General features: G+C 32.7%; 13 protein-coding genes. 5 read left to right on the top strand and 8 right to left on the bottom strand.

Annotated elements, in window-relative coordinates; all coding sequences use genetic code 11:
- The first annotated feature begins 14 nt into the window (after positions 1–14).
- The 3 genes from recJ to TD29_RS05610 all read left to right on the top strand — a co-directional run bounded on the left by recJ (position 15) and on the right by TD29_RS05610 (position 4,197).
- Positions 15–1,703 (top strand): single-stranded-DNA-specific exonuclease RecJ, encoded by a 1,689-nt coding sequence (gene recJ, locus TD29_RS05620; protein WP_040279507.1) that lies wholly within the window; start codon positions 15–17, stop codon positions 1,701–1,703.
- A gap of 77 nt (positions 1,704–1,780) precedes the next feature.
- Entirely contained in the window at positions 1,781–2,836 is a 1,056-nt protein-coding gene (locus TD29_RS17805) for an OmpA family protein (RefSeq protein ID WP_052466985.1), read from the top strand.
- Positions 2,837–2,925: 89 nt separating this feature from the next.
- Positions 2,926–4,197, top strand: coding sequence for an MFS transporter (locus TD29_RS05610; protein ID WP_040279505.1), 1,272 nt, complete (start codon positions 2,926–2,928; stop codon positions 4,195–4,197).
- Between the two features lies 1 nt (position 4,198).
- On the opposite strand, the gene TD29_RS05605 is transcribed toward TD29_RS05610, so the two are convergent.
- Both TD29_RS05605 and TD29_RS05600 read right to left on the bottom strand, forming a co-directional pair.
- Positions 4,199–4,954 carry a UDP-2,3-diacylglucosamine diphosphatase gene (locus TD29_RS05605; RefSeq protein ID WP_040279679.1) on the bottom strand — a complete coding sequence of 252 codons (756 nt, stop codon included), beginning with the start codon at positions 4,952–4,954 and terminating at the stop codon, positions 4,199–4,201.
- Between the two features lie 10 nt (positions 4,955–4,964).
- On the bottom strand, positions 4,965–5,417 hold the full coding sequence (locus tag TD29_RS05600) for a 6-pyruvoyl trahydropterin synthase family protein (RefSeq protein ID WP_040279504.1): 453 nt from the start codon (positions 5,415–5,417) through the stop codon (positions 4,965–4,967).
- 111 nt (positions 5,418–5,528) lie between these two features.
- Here TD29_RS05600 and TD29_RS05595 point away from each other — a divergent pair, with 111 nt between their 5' ends.
- Complete coding sequence (locus TD29_RS05595) at positions 5,529–6,185, top strand: 2OG-Fe(II) oxygenase (RefSeq protein ID WP_040279503.1); 657 nt, start codon at positions 5,529–5,531, stop codon at positions 6,183–6,185.
- A 278-nt stretch (positions 6,186–6,463) separates the two neighbouring features.
- Here TD29_RS05595 and TD29_RS05590 read toward each other — a convergent pair whose 3' ends face one another.
- Entirely contained in the window at positions 6,464–7,798 is a 1,335-nt protein-coding gene (locus tag TD29_RS05590; protein WP_040279501.1) for an MATE family efflux transporter, read from the bottom strand.
- Positions 7,795–8,295 carry a GNAT family N-acetyltransferase gene (locus TD29_RS05585; protein WP_040279500.1) on the bottom strand — a complete coding sequence of 167 codons (501 nt, stop codon included), beginning with the start codon at positions 8,293–8,295 and terminating at the stop codon, positions 7,795–7,797. Before TD29_RS05585 ends, TD29_RS05590 begins: the two co-directional genes overlap by 4 nt.
- 58 nt (positions 8,296–8,353) lie before the next feature.
- Here TD29_RS05585 and TD29_RS05580 point away from each other — a divergent pair, with 58 nt between their 5' ends.
- Positions 8,354–9,151, top strand: a complete 798-nt coding sequence (locus TD29_RS05580) for a universal stress protein (RefSeq protein WP_040279499.1) — start codon at positions 8,354–8,356, stop codon at positions 9,149–9,151.
- Positions 9,152–9,159: 8 nt separating this feature from the next.
- Here the strand turns inward: TD29_RS05580 and TD29_RS05575 are convergent, their stop codons facing one another.
- The 4 genes from TD29_RS05575 to kbl all read right to left on the bottom strand — a co-directional run bounded on the left by TD29_RS05575 (position 9,160) and on the right by kbl (position 15,521).
- The gene (locus TD29_RS05575) at positions 9,160–10,011 is read right to left on the bottom strand and encodes an alpha/beta hydrolase family protein (protein ID WP_040279498.1); all 852 of its coding nucleotides are present in this window, start codon (positions 10,009–10,011) and stop codon (positions 9,160–9,162) included.
- A 1-nt stretch (position 10,012) separates the two neighbouring features.
- On the bottom strand, positions 10,013–12,775 hold the full coding sequence (locus TD29_RS05570) for a PD-(D/E)XK nuclease family protein (RefSeq protein WP_040279497.1): 2,763 nt from the start codon (positions 12,773–12,775) through the stop codon (positions 10,013–10,015).
- Between the two features lie 69 nt (positions 12,776–12,844).
- The gene (locus tag TD29_RS05565) at positions 12,845–14,203 is read right to left on the bottom strand and encodes an OmpA family protein (protein ID WP_040279496.1); all 1,359 of its coding nucleotides are present in this window, start codon (positions 14,201–14,203) and stop codon (positions 12,845–12,847) included.
- A 124-nt stretch (positions 14,204–14,327) separates the two neighbouring features.
- Positions 14,328–15,521, bottom strand: coding sequence for a glycine C-acetyltransferase (gene kbl / locus TD29_RS05560; RefSeq protein ID WP_040279495.1), 1,194 nt, complete (start codon positions 15,519–15,521; stop codon positions 14,328–14,330).
- Positions 15,522–15,532 lie beyond the last annotated feature (11 nt).

Genomic DNA, 15,532 nt, shown 5'->3' with positions numbered 1-15,532 from the left:
TTCTATATTAGTACATGCGTTGGACACTTAAACCAAAACCAGATTCTAAAACCGTTGAAGATTTACAAAAAGCACTTCAGGTAGATCAATCTGTAGCAAACTTACTCGTACAAAGAGGTATTGAAACGTACGATGAAGCCAAGCGTTTTTTTAGACCCAGTTTTGAAGAATTGCACGATCCATTTTTAATGAAAGATATGGATAAGGCAGTTGCTAGAATTGAAACAGCACTTCTTAACAATGAAAATATTTTAGTGTATGGTGATTATGATGTTGACGGTACAACCTCTGTGGCTTTGATGTCATCATACTTAAAAACAAAATCTGAACAAATTGCGACCTACATTCCAGATCGCTATGACGAAGGTTATGGGATTTCATACAAAGGTATTGACTTTGCTCAGGATAATGAATTTTCATTAATTATTGCATTAGATTGTGGTGTAAAAGCTATTGATAAAGTTAATTACGCTCTAGAAAAAGGTATCGATTTTATTATTTGTGATCACCATAGACCTGGTTTAGAATTACCAAAAGCAGTTGCGGTTTTAGATCCTAAAAGAGACGATTGCAAATACCCATTTAAGGAATTATGTGGTTGTGGAGTAGGGTTTAAATTGATACAAGCATTAGCCTCAAAAGATGGAAAAACAATTGAAGATTTAGGAGAATATCTAGATTTGGTAGCAACTGCAATTGGAGCAGATATTGTACCAATTGTTGGAGAAAATCGTGCGTTGGCCACCTTTGGCTTAGGTATTATAAATACGCAACCAAGACCAGGAATTAAAGCAATTATAGAGCAAGTTAAAAAAGACGTGCTCACCATAACAGATGTGGTGTTTATTGTAGCACCAAGAATAAATGCAGCTGGTCGTATGAAACATGGTAACTATGCTGTGACCTTGCTAACAGAAACTGATGAAGAATTAGCCAAAGCATACGCGAATGAAATTAACGAATTTAATCTCGATAGACGAGAAACAGATCGACGTATTACCGAAGAAGCACTCGTTCAAATTACAGAAAACAAAGAAGAAGATAAATTAACAACCGTTGTTTATGATGAGACTTGGCACAAAGGTGTTATTGGTATTGTAGCCTCTAGATTAATTGAAACGCATTACAGGCCAACCTTAGTGTTTACAAAAAGTGGTGATAAACTCGCAGCATCAGCACGATCTGTAAAAGGTTTTGACGTGTATAACGCTTTAGAGGCTTGTGCAGAACATATTGAGCAATTTGGAGGTCATAAATACGCAGCAGGTTTAACCCTTGATCCTAAAAACTACGACGCGTTCAAACAAGCCTTTGAAGATGTGGTTTCAAATACTATAGATAGAGCTTTACTGACACCAGAAATTAAGGTAGATATGCAAATTAAGTTGCAGGATATTACACCTAAATTTCACCGTATTATAAGTCAGTTTGCACCTTTCGGACCAGGAAATATGACACCAATTTTTATGACTGAGAATTTAAGAGATACAGGTTATGGAAAATGTGTTGGAGAAGACGATAAACATTTGCGATTAACTGCAACTCAAGGTACAGATAAAATAGTCTGTATTGGATTTAATTTAGGAAATAAGTGTGATTTAATAACACATAATAAACCTTTTGATGCTGTGTATTCTATTGATGAAAATCATTGGCAAGGTAATGTGAGTTTGCAATTAAAATTGAAAGATATTAAAGCATAATATTCAGTTTAGCTTTTCGTTTTACACTTATGAAATTAATAATTACTATTATTTTTTGTTGTATTCTGAAATTTTCGTTGGCACAAAATCTAGTTCTAAATCCTAGTTTTGAAGCGCATTCATCCTATAAATGTCTTGTTAATTTAGGAGGTTTTGATCAATCTATTCTAAAATGGTCTATTCCAAATTATGGTTCTACCGATTTTTTTGATTCTTGTAGTCAAGTCATGGGAATTAATAACTACAATGGTTTTCAAAAACCTAAATCAGGTACATCTTATGCTGGGATGTATTTATATACTAATGATAATTATAGAGAATATGTTCAAGGTCAGCTATCAAAAACACTGATAAAAGGTGAAAAATATAAAATGACATTTTATTTAAGCTTAGCAGATAAATCATCATATGTATTAACAGATATTAATGTTTTAATTACAGAAGAAAAGTTAAAACCCTGTTACCATTCTAATCGTTGTGAAAAAGTTATAAAACCATCAAAAGCAACAGAAGGTAAGTTTAAAATGTATTCACATTCCGAAGAAATCTATTTCGCAAACAAAGAAACTTGGATGGAATATTCATTTGAATTTATTGCAGATGGTTATGAGAATTATTTTTCAATTGGAAATTTTTATAGAAACACAAAAACTAAAAAACAAACAGTATTATCAACGAGTGAGTTCTACTTTTCATATTATTATATAGACGATGTTTCTTTAAAATCTTTAGAAAAAGCACAAAAAGAAGCGATTATAGTTGAAGATAAACCTATAATAGAAAACAATACAATTTACACGTTTAAAAATGTGTTGTTTGAGTTTGATAAGTCTAAATTATTACCAAACTCAATTACTGAAATAGAAGATTTATACCAACACCTATTGGTTCATCCAAACCTCAAAGTAGAAATATATGGTCATACAGATGCTGTTGGTTTAGCTACACGAAATGAAAAGTTATCTAATTTAAGAGCTAAAGCGGTTTCAGATTATTTGATAACCTTAGGGCTCAAAAAAAGCAGAATTAAATTTTTTGGCTTCGGAAGTTCAAAACCAGTTGCAACTAATAACACGAAAGAAGGACAAGAATTAAATAGACGTGTGGAGTTTAAATTAATTGATTCAAATTAGTTCCTTTTTAATCTCACAAATTATGAGATTCATCACTTCGCTCGCAATGACATTTTATCTACCTTTGATTAACCTTTAATTATTTAAAATTGTCTAAAAAAGATCCTTACGCAGCATTGCGATACAGAGAGTTTAACATGTTTTTATTAGTACGTTTTGCACTAATTTTTGGTTGGTCTATGCAGTTTATAGTCATAGAGTGGCAGGTTTATGCACTAACAAAAGATCCATTAAGTTTAGGTATTATAGGATTGTGTGAGTTTGCTCCTGCATTTGTAATGGCTTTATTTGCAGGTCATATTGTAGATCAACGAGAAAAACGAAATCTTTTAGCCTTATGTATTGGTGCGTTTTCATTAATTAGTTTTGGCTTATTTTGGTTGACATCGCAAACTGTAATTGAGTCTTGGTCAAAAAATAGTATGTTATATTCAATTTATGCATTAGTATTTTTTGGTGGCTTTTTAAGAGCATTTTTTGGTCCTACTATTTTTTCTTTAGTAGCGCTTATTGTTCCGAAGAAAATATATCCAAACGCAGCAACCTGGAATAGTTCTACGTGGCAAATGGCTCGTGTTTTAGGTGTTGCTTTCGCAGGCTTTTCTATTAGCTGGATTGGTGTACATTGGTCGTTATGTATTGTTTTTGGTTTGGTATTGTTTTCATTTGTTATGATATTTCAAATACCAAGAAAACCCATACTTAATCCAAAAATTGGTGAGAGTATCTCGTCTAGTTTGTCTGAAGGCTTATCTTTTGTTTTTAATACCAAAGCCATTTTAGGAGCTATTACTTTAGATATGGTTTCTGTTTTATTTGGAGGAGCTATAGCTTTAGCAGCAGTATTTGCACAAGATATTTTAAAAGTAGGACCACAAGGTTTTGGAGTTTTGGTCGCTGCACCTTCAGTTGGAGCATTTTTGACGATGTTGGTAACTGCATATATACCAATTAGTAAAAATGCAGGTATGAAATTGCTCGTTGCTATTTTTGGTTTTGGTGTTTGTATTATTGTGTTTGGATTATCATCTATTTTCTGGGTATCAGTTGTAGCATTATTTTTTAGTGGAGTTACAGATGGTGTGTCCATGGTAATTAGACAAACCATTCTTCAAATTAAAACACCAGATCATATGCGTGGTCGTGTATCTTCGGTAAACTCTATGTTTGTTGGTTCTTCTAATGAATTAGGTGCTTTAGAAAGTGGACTTACAGCAAAATATATGGGAACCGTTACAGCAGTCGTTTTTGGAGGTACAATGACTTTGATTACCGTGGTGACTACAGCTTTAGTATCTCCTACCTTTAGGAAATTGGATTTAACTAAGGATATTGAGGAGCATGAGAAGGAAGAAGCTTAACCTACCTATAAGTTTTCAATTCAAATTCTTCACCATCAAAAACACCATAAGTGAAATAGGTAATCCAATCACCTAGATTTACATATTTTGAATTTTGACCTAAATCCAGATCCATTGGCAAATGACGATGACCATACACAAAGAAATCACGATGTTGTTTTTGTAATTCTGATTTACTGTATTGAATAAGCCATTCGTTATCTTCACCTAAATAGGTGGCATCATCATCACCAGAAATGAGCTTATTTTTTACCGATAAATATTGAGCAACTTTCATCCCAATATCAGGATGTAACCATTTAAACAGAAATTTAAACACTGGGTTGGTAAATACCTTTTTCATACGTTTATAACCTTTGTCAAACGGTCCTAAACCGTCACCATGAGCAATATAAAATGTAGTGTTGTTAAATGTGAATTCTTTTGGTTTGTGATATACTGGTATATTGAGTTCTTTTTCAAAATAGCCATTCATCCATAAATCATGGTTACCAACAAAAAAGTAAATAGGAATACCTGAGTCGCTAATTTCTGCTAATTTCCCTAAAGTTCTAACAAATCCTTTAGGTACAACTGTACCATATTCAAACCAAAAGTCGAACAAATCACCTAATAAAAAAATAGCAGCAGCATCTTGTTTTATGTCATCTAACCAAGCCACAAATTTCTTTTCACGAGGTAAAGATGCCTCATGGGTTGGAGCACCTAGATGATTATCACTTGAGAAATAAATTTTCTTTCCTTTAGGAATTGTTATGTTAGTAGGTTTAGTCATTATCTGATGCAAACCACTGCGCATATGAGCTTGCTGTTTCCTGAAGTTTTAAAGAATGTAATACGATATTATTTGGTAAACGTTTTTTAATTTTTGATGCAAAATCAATTACCATCATTTCGCTTGTAGGTTGATAATCAACTAAAAGTACATTGTGATCTCTTGCTTGCAATTCTTTAGCCAATTCTACATGAGGCGTGTTTTTATTAAACACTGTGGCATGATCAAATACGTCTACAATTTCTTCTTTCACAATTTTTTTTAAATCACCAAAATCAATCACCATCCCAAATTTCACATTGGTTTGATCTGATATTGGTTGTCCAATAACTGTGACATCCAAGCGATAACTGTGACCATGAACGTTTTTACATTTTCCGTCGTAACCGTATAAGGCGTGACCTGTTTCAAAAGAAAATTGTTTTGTAATGCGAATGTTACTCATTTAATTGTGTGTTTTCAATGCAAAGATATTCATTTTGTCAAAGTAATTGGTTTTTAGATTACATTTGCGCGCTTTTAACGATAGAAGCTCAAATATTTTTAGATAAAAGTTATGATAGATGTTGCACATGATCAGCTTTTTGCAGAGATTCCTTTTGTTGAAAATCCAGTCTATGAAAAGATAATTCACGACATAGCATTTCAGCAATATAGTATTATTGATGATTTTTTTTCTTCGGAAATCGTCTCACATTTAAGACAGTCTCTTGTAGCTAAACATGAAGATGATCGTTTTAAAAAAGCAGCCATTGGTAATCGTGTTAATGAACATATTATTAAATCTATAAGAGGCGATCAAATTTTATGGATTGATGAAAAAAAAGCCAATCTAGCCGAAGCATTGTTTTTCACACAAATAAACGACTTAGTCTCCTATTTAAACAAAACCTGTTTCATGGGAATATTGCATAAAGAATTTCATTATGCTTTATATCCAAAAGGTACGTTTTATAAACGTCATATAGATACATTTCAAAATGATGACAGACGCAAACTTTCCTTTGTATGTTATTTAAATGACCAAGATTGGACACCTGAAAATGGAGGAGAACTTGTTTTATATTTGGATGATAATGGAGTAGATACCGAAAAAGTGATCTATCCATTTCCTGGACGCATCGTTATATTTGAAAGTCAAATTATTGAGCACGAAGTTAAAGTTGTAGAAACCGAGCGCTTGAGTATAACAGGATGGTTAAAAACAAGATAATTAACGTCTCTTATTACGGTTGTAGAAATATACAATCACTAAAACGATTCCTAAAATTAGAAAGAGTCCGTTTCCGCTAATAAATGACATGAAATCCATAAGGTTATTTTTTAGGTTTATTTTTAAAATATCTGAATAGAAAAAATGCAATAACAACAAGAATCACAAAAGGTAAATACCTACCAATAGTGTAACCAACATTATATCCAGCATCGTAAGCAGATGAATCTTGAACAAGAGTTATTAACAACATAATTTAATTTGATTATAGACCAAAGTTACGTCTTTTGTGAAAGTGACAAAAATAGTTGCCTAAATTTTATGATTAACGGGAAGCCTCTGGCCATGATCCAAACTGTTAATGCAATAAAAACAGCATATAATTTAAGGTCAAAATAATCTAGTAAAAATAATAACGGAATAAATACAAGACCAGTAGAAAGTAAAAGTAAATTTCTTAAAAACTTCATTTTACCTAGGCCTTTAAACATGCCATCAAAAATAAAAGCAAGCGCACATAAAGGTTGCATGGCTAAAACAATCCAAAACACGTTATAAAATTGTTCGAGTACTTTGGGATCTTTAGTGAAAATGAGACCAACAAAATTATAAGCTATTAAGCCTAAAATTGTAAGCAATATACCAACAGCAATTCCGCACTTAATTAAAAAATTACTAAGCTCCACCAGTTTTTTATAATTTTTCTCGCCTAGCAATTTTCCGGAGAGAATATTACCAGCACTTGCATAGCCATCAATTATAAAGGCACCTAAAAACCATAAATTAATAGCAATGGTGTAAGCTGCAATATATTCTGTACCATATGAGGTGGCAAATCTAGTAGCAAAATATAGTGTAGCATTTAAAGCCAAAGTACGTACAAAAAGATTGAGAATCATTAAGGCAAAATGTTTCATTTTTGGGTTTAGCGGAAACGTAACACGCAATGAAATATCTGTCTTTTTAAGTAAAAAGTAAGCTGAGCAAAGCGCCATAATAATTTGAGCAATCACACTTGCATAAGCAGCACCTTCAATATGCATAGGCTTGATGATGCCTTCAATACCATATACAAAAGCAAAATCTAACACAATATTTATAATAGTACCAATAATAGCAATAATCATTGGGTAATACGTATTTTGAAGACCTCTAAAAGTGCCAAAAATGGCAATTGTGAATAAGGTAAACGGAAATCCAAAAACACGAATATTATAATAGGCAACGCTATAATTTAAAATGGTACCAGACGCATTGTAGAGTTTAAAAATTTCCGAAGAAAAAGGTAGCGTCGTAATTATAATGAGAATACTTATAGAGGTAATAATCAATATGGCTTGCGCAGGAAGATTTTTAACATCGTCTAATTTATTGGCTCCAACATGTTGAGAAACGATAGATGAAATGGCACTTCGTGTTTGCCCTAATACCCATATGAGCATAGAAATAAACGTACCAACAACACCAACAGCTGCTAGAGATTCGGCAGCATTGTAATCTACATTACCAATAATTGCAGTATCGGTTAGTGATAAGATAGGCTCTGCAACTCCAGAGATTAATGCAGGAATAGCGAGTTTGTTAATGTTTTTTAAAGTAATATCAGTTTTCACAATACGAGTTCATAACAGTGAAAAGGCAATTCACTTTGTTTAGGAAAAAAAATAGCACCTCGTTTTTGATAGCCACGATGTTCATAAAATTTTTGGTTTCGGTGGTTTTGAGAGAACGTATCTAATCGCACAGACGTATAATGATTGTTTTTTGAGTATGTTTCAGCGTAATTCATTAATTTTTGTGCAAAACCTTGTCTTTGATGTTTTGGGTGTATCGCTAAACGATGAATATAAATATTATTAGTGTTAGGTGTAAGCCAGGTAATGGGTTGGTATTCATTATCCATGTGTGTTGAAATTACTACACAACCTACAATGGTATTTTTTAGTTCTAAAACATAGAGTTCTTGTCTGTCAATATCATTTTTGAAGGCTTCTTTATTTGGGTAATGTGCATTCCATTGAAAAATATTGTTTGTTATCATATGTTTCGCACATGCTTTGGTGATCTCTAGGATAGCCTCAATATCTTTTGGTGTTGCTTTACGTATCATTTTTAATAATTACCTTTACGAAATAGTAAATTACAAAGTTACTTTTAAAAATTTGATTATGAAGTCTATTCTTATTCCTGTTGGGTCCTCTAAAAATGCAGAAAGTCATTTACAATATGCCGTAGATTTTGCACGAGCGTTTGGTGCCAAATTATATGTAGTACAAATTTATAATGTCTATACTAAATCTGGTACAATGATTAAAATAGATCATATTTTAGAACGCGAAAGCATTTCGTTTTTACAAGGACATGTGGCTAAAATAGATACCAAAGGTGTTGAGGTTGTAATAAAAACGTTTAAAGGGAAATTAGTAGATACTTTAGAATTGGCCTGTAAAGCATTAGATGTGGATCTCATTTTGTTAGAACCTAGAACCAATTCTATAAAAGACGAAGTGTACTTAGGTAAAACTTCTGGGAAGATTGTTAAGCAAACAAATATTCCTGCGTTAATTATACCAGAAGGTTATACGTATAGACCAATAATTTATATTCTAATGGCTTTAAAATCGGCGCAAATTAAAAAGCAAGAAGCCTTAAAGCCTCTAAAAGATATTAAGCATCAATTTAAATCTATTGTTAACCTATTACTCGTAAAAACGACGTTTTATAATGAAGGTGATTTTAATGTTAACGAAGATTTAGCAGCTTTGATTACTAAAACAACACATTCTGAAAATCCAACAACATTTCAAGGTGTGTTAGAACATCACCAGGCAAATAAACCAGATTTACTTTGTGTGGTGAGACGTAAACGAGGATTCTTTACCAAGTTATGGGAAAGTAATACTGTGCTAAAAAAGGATTTTCATAGTTCTAGTTTGCCTGTGTTAGTTTTAAGCGGATTGAAATAACATAATCTCTAAACCCCTTTATTTTTTATAAAACCGATGCTTTTTTCAACAACAGTTTGTAGAGCTATAGGTAATTGGTCCTTTTCCCAAGGATGACTCGAGCCAAATACATGATTAGAATCGTCTATGGCAATGAGTAGATTTTTAGTATTCCAAGATTGTAGTGCTTTGGCTTCATCAAAGGGTACTGATGGATCGTCCTTGGCATGAATAATTAATAGAGGAACTTTAATTTCTCTTATAGCAGTTTCAATATGCAAACGCTCTTCATGAGCTTTAAAGTCTTCATAAAATTGATAATTATGTGGCATTTGCTGTTTTGTTCTTCCGTTTAAAACATACTTTACGCCATTTTTTCTCCATTGCTCTAATGCTCCAGTAGTAGCGGTTCTTTTTCCAAAATCACAAATACTAGCCCAAGTGATGAGCTTTGTAATACGTTTATCTTCATGAGTTTTTATGATTGAAATTCCGCCACCTCTAGAATGACCAATTAATGTAATATTTGAGATATCAATCTCATTTTTATGTTCAAATGCTTCGGAAATGAGATGATTTAAAAGGTCGTCTAAATCATGAAGCTCTTTAGTGTAATTATTTTCGGCGAAGGCGTCTAGGTCTGGAAAATCTATTGGGTTATTAACAGTACCACCATTATGAGAAAAATTAAATTTAATAAAAAATAATTCTTGTTTACTAAAATACTCAGCGACTAAATTCCAACTTCCCCAATCTTTAAACCCTTTATATCCATGACAAAAGATAACAATTGGTTTAGGTGTTTTATTAGAATTATAAAATGCATCCCAAACGATTGGCTTTTTATGACCTCTTCGTAAAATTTGATTTTTTTGTATCATCTTACACTTCTTTTTCTATAAAGTTTATGGTCTCGTTGAAGATCTCAGATATTAATTTTTTAAGCTCAATTTCAAATGCATCTAAAGTTTCCGAAGTAATCGAATAATCCTTTGTTTTGCTATTTAAAGAAGGTTTAGTTGCAAATTTTAATAGTCCAAGATTTAAACTTTTAAATGAAATGATGCCTGCCTCAACAGGTAAATTTATTTTATTGTCCTTATACATCATATAAGCATACATAAGGATTTGAAAGCTTTTACTGTATTTATCGTAATCTGTAGTTATATCTTCCCAATCTATAATGTTTACCTGTCCTGGTGCGACCTTACCTGTTTTATAGTCAATTATTCTCAACGTGCCATTGTACTCATCAACACGATCTACTTTACCTGTTAGGTTTACAGTTTTTGATAAGCTTTCTATATAAATTGGGACATCGTTTTTGGTTTCAATCGCTATGATCTTGATGGTGTTTCCCTCTTTAATCGTGTTCAATTCAATATCCAAAAAATTAGAGATATAGCGTTTTGAAATTTCATAAATGATGAGGTTTTTACCACTAGCAATATCACCTTCTTTAAATTCTTGTTTGAAATGATGTGTTACTGTGTCGTCGATTTTTGATCTCATGGTCTTAATGTCATTAGTTTTAAGACTATGACCAACAAGGGGTTTGTAAAAATCTTCTAATGTATTATGAATTACGGTACCTAGAGTATTAAATGCGACACTCTCTTCAACCTCTTCGTATCTTTTAATGCCTAAAACCTTTTCATAATAAAAATCAATTGGGTTTCTCATGTAGTTAGTCAATGAAGAGGGAGAAAACCCTTTAGCAGCAACTTTATTAAGTGTTGCAATCACTTTTGGTGTCTTTTTTACCTGTTGTAATCTGTTTTCTAATGATGGTACTTGTGCAGATACTATATGATGTTTTATAGGGTGTTTCTTTTCAATTTCTAGTTGTGTGATAAACCTACTTTTTTCACCTCCATTTAGTACATCTGGTTCTGTATTATATAAAATGTATGCGGTTTTAGCACGTTGCAGTAAGCGATAGAAATGATAAGTATATACCGCATCCTTCTCTTTATAAGTGGGTAATTGATTTTCTATTTTAACATCAAAGGGAATAAATGAATTATTGCTTTTGCCTGCAGGTAATATGCCTTCGTTTACCGAAGTTATAATGACCGTTTCAAAATCTAAAACTCTAGATTCTAACATACCCATAATTTGTAATCCTTTTAAAGGTTCGCCTTTAAAATCTAAGGTTTCACTTTTTATAAGTTCTCTATACAAACTGAAAAGTGTAGCAATAGAATTAATATGAGTAAAGGAGGTATTTAAAGTATCTAGCGAATTAAATACCTGATTAAATCGGAACAAATATTCTAATGGGAGACGATTACTCGTTTTGTCGTCTTCTAGATTTGATTTAATGTAATAAATGAGTTTAGAGCAGTTTTTAAGCGCTTTTTTAGGTTGATCTTCCCAATTATCAAATAGAATATCAATAAGTTCGTGATGCGTGTTTATTATCTCTTTAATCTCACCAACAGTTAAGTAAACTTTATTATTAAATTGTATATGGTTAATTAATGTTTCTGCGCTATTAGATGTTTCATGTTCAAATAGCGGGTTTACAAAAGGATTAGATAATAGATTGATAATATCCTTGTAATAGAGCTGGCGAGATGTTGTTTTATGAATATTGAAAAGGCTTTCAAATAATGATGCTAACGGAATAGCCTTTAGCGGTAATCCCATTGTAATATTTATGGCTTTTATAGCTTTTGGGATAGAATTAAGTAAGGGGATGAGCAAAGTTTCATCACCAAGGATAACAGCAACATTTTGAAGCGTCTGCTTTTGGTTATAAATAGTTTCTAGTAATTCTCCAACATACTTAATCTGACTTATATTTTTTGGAGCTCCAATAATTTCGATATCTTTTTCTTCGGAATAATGATTTTGAATCCAATTAAAATCATGAGTGTTAAAATAAGGCCATGTTCTTTTATGTGCTCTTGTAAATAATCCTGCATCATGAATTGGGTTTGTAATAAAGGCATCATCAATATCCCAATATATTGTAGCGAGTTCTTGTTCTAACAATTGTTGTATGATGAGTTCTTCGGCTTTATTTAATGCATTAAAACCAACGAATACAAATTTTTTATTTGGGCTAATTGATATGTAATGTTCAATATTGTTTACTGCTTCTTTATAAATTAAACCTTGATATCCCTTTTTTTTAGCACGAAGCTGATTTTGAAATGCGGTATAATATGTTTTTAAGCGATTCCAAAACTGAAGGTAATTTTTAATGTATTGTGTAGGCTCTTCATCTAGAGACCAATGATGGTTTTCAATTTCTTTTATGGCAGCTAAATAATCAAAGATTTTATTCTTTTCGATTAAGTATCGATCTAATTCATTAAAATCTTGAAGTAGAATTTGAGCCCATTTAGAGAACTTATCAAAAGGTTCTATGTGCTCTTTAGGTGTGTGTGTTAAATAAACCTCGTAGAATTCAAAAAGTAACTCAGCATTTGTCGCATACTGAAAATTCGAAAGTGTTTCAACAAACTCTTCTATGGATACAATTTGAGGGGAAAATATAGTTTTTTTAACGTGGCTAGAAATGGCTTGTTTTAAAAATGTCCCAGCACGTTTACTGGGTAACACAAACGTTAGCTGAGAAATATCATCACCTTTGTCTAATAAATCTGTAATAACGTCGTCTATGAATGTTCTCATAGTATAAAAATAAAAAACGCTCCGAATATCGGAGCGTTTTTTCTATAATTTATGTTGTTAATGTGAAACTTATTTAAGTTTTACTTCAACACGTCTGTTTTCTTTTCTACCGTTTCTAGTTTTGTTATTAGCGATAGGGTAATCTTCACCGTAACCATTTGCAGTTAATCTTGCTGCATCGATTCCGTTTGCAATTAAGTAATCTCTTACTGAGTTCGCTCTTCTTTCAGATAATAACTGGTTAGTAGATTTAGAACCTACACTATCAGTATGACCATCGATAGAGAAATCAGCTCTTGGATACTCTTTGAAAATTGCTGTCATTGCAGCTAATACTTCATTAGATTCAGATTTGATAGAAGCTTTACCAGTATCAAATAAGATTGTTCTAGCGTAATCGTTTAAAGTTTTGATAACTTCTGGAGTTGGATCAACTTCTGGGCAACCATTGTTAGCAACAGTACCAGCTTCGTTAGGACATTGATCATCTTTATCTAAGATTCCGTCACCATCAGTATCAGGCCAAGGACATCCTTTGTTAGCAGAAGGACCTTTTTCGTTAGGACATTCATCAACATTATCAGCAACACCATCGCTATCAGCATCAGGACAACCGTTTAAAGCTTTTAAACCTGCAACTGTAGGACAGTCATCATCTTTATCAGCAACACCATCGCTATCTCCATCAGGACAACCGTTAAACTCAGCTAAACCAGCTTGGTTAGGACAATCATCTTTAGAGTCTTCGATACCATCGTTATCAGAATCTGGACATCCGTTGAATGCTTCTAAACCAGGAACATCTGGACAAGCATCATCTTTGTCGTATACACCATCACCATCAGTATCTTTACCACCAAATTTGATAGCAAGACCTACAGTATGTTGCCAGTGACTAGGAAGGTAATCTTCAAAAGCATGTTTGTATGAAGTTTGAGTATTAATACCTACGTTATCTGAGAACCAGAAGTTGATACCAAATGTACCGTTTACAGTACCAGCACCAATATCATCTACCCATGTGTAACCACCACCTGCTCCTAAGTAAGGATCAAGCCAATCTTTATTAATAAGGTTTTTGAAGCTGTAAGATACAGCACCATCTAATGCGTAGTAAGATAAATCGTCAGCTGAAGAATCTCCAATTTTACTAATTTCATTAATAGAACCAGCTGCAGTAAATGTAAAACCACTATCTAAATATCTAGATACAGATAAAGTTGATAATGATGGTAAAATATTCCAGTGATCTTCAGCATTGAAGAATTCATCAAAATACTCACCACGTGGTGCGTCTTCTCCTACAGGATAAAGATCAACTGCATTAGCGCCAAGAACGATTTTCCAAGGATTGTCGCTATCTTGTGCATTTGCATTGAAGCTTAATACTAGCAACAAAGCGAAAAATAATCTGCTAAGATTTTTCATATTCAAAATAATTTAATTTTTAAGTGTTAATTAAAGACAAAAGTAAGTTGTTAAATTTTATTAACAAAACAAATATAAAAAAATATTGGTTAATTGTACTATAAATAGGGAGTTTGGAATTATTTTAAATAATTTCTAAAGCTTTACCTACCTTAATGAATGCAGTAATTGCCTTGTCTAAATGCGCTTTTGTATGTGCTGCTGATAATTGAACGCGAATTCTAGCTTTATCTCTAGGTACAACTGGGAAGAAGAAGCCAATAACATAAATGCCTTCGTCTAACAACATTTTGGCCATCGTTTGTGATAATTTTGCATCATAAAGCATTACTGGTACAATTGCAGAGTCTCCATCAATAACATCAAATCCAGCTTCTATCATTCCTTTTTTGAAATAACTTGTGTTGTTTTCTAGAATGTCTCTCAATGACGTATCGTTAGAAAGCATATCAAACACTTTTATCGAAGCGCCTACGATGGCTGGAGCTAATGAGTTTGAGAATAAATACGGTCTAGAGCGTTGGCGTAAAATTTCAATCACTTCTTTTTTAGCAGTTGTATAGCCACCCATTGCTCCACCCATTGCTTTACCAAGGGTTCCAGTAATAATATCAATTCTACCTAAAACACCTTTTTCTTCAAGGGTTCCTCTACCAGTTTCTCCTATAAAACCTGTGGCATGACATTCATCAATCATCACCAATGCGTCATACTTATCTGCTAGGTCACAAATTTCATCTAGTGGTGCAACTAAACCATCCATAGAAAACACGCCATCTGTGACTATAATCTTAAACCTTGCACCATTTTCATTAGCTGCTATAAGTTGTTGTTCTAGATCTTGCATGTTATTATTTGCATAACGATAACGCGCTGCTTTACATAAACGAACACCATCAATGATTGAAGCGTGATTTAAAGAGTCTGAAATTATAGCATCTTCTTTTCCTAACAAAGGTTCAAAAACACCACCATTAGCGTCAAATGCTGCAGCGTATAAAATCGTGTCTTCGGTGCCGTAGAAATCGGCAATCTTTTGTTCTAATTCTTTATGAATATCTTGTGTTCCGCAGATAAAACGAACAGAAGACATTCCAAAACCATGAGTATCCATGGCATCTTTTGCCGCTTGTATAACATCTGGATGTGAGGATAAACCTAAGTAGTTATTGGCACAAAAATTTAATACTGTTTGCCCTGTAGATAAGGTGATTTCTGCACCTTGAGGTGATGTAATAATGCGCTCTTCTTTAAAAAGACCATCGTTTTTTATAGATTCTATTTCGTTTTGTAAGTGCTCTTGGATTTTTCCGTACATAATTGATTTGA

Origin of the sequence: Psychroserpens damuponensis (assembly GCF_000826655.1) — a bacterium.
GTDB lineage: Bacteria > Bacteroidota > Bacteroidia > Flavobacteriales > Flavobacteriaceae > Psychroserpens > Psychroserpens damuponensis.
Note: the sequence above shows the minus strand (reverse complement) of the source record. Positions and strands in the feature narration are given on the sequence as shown.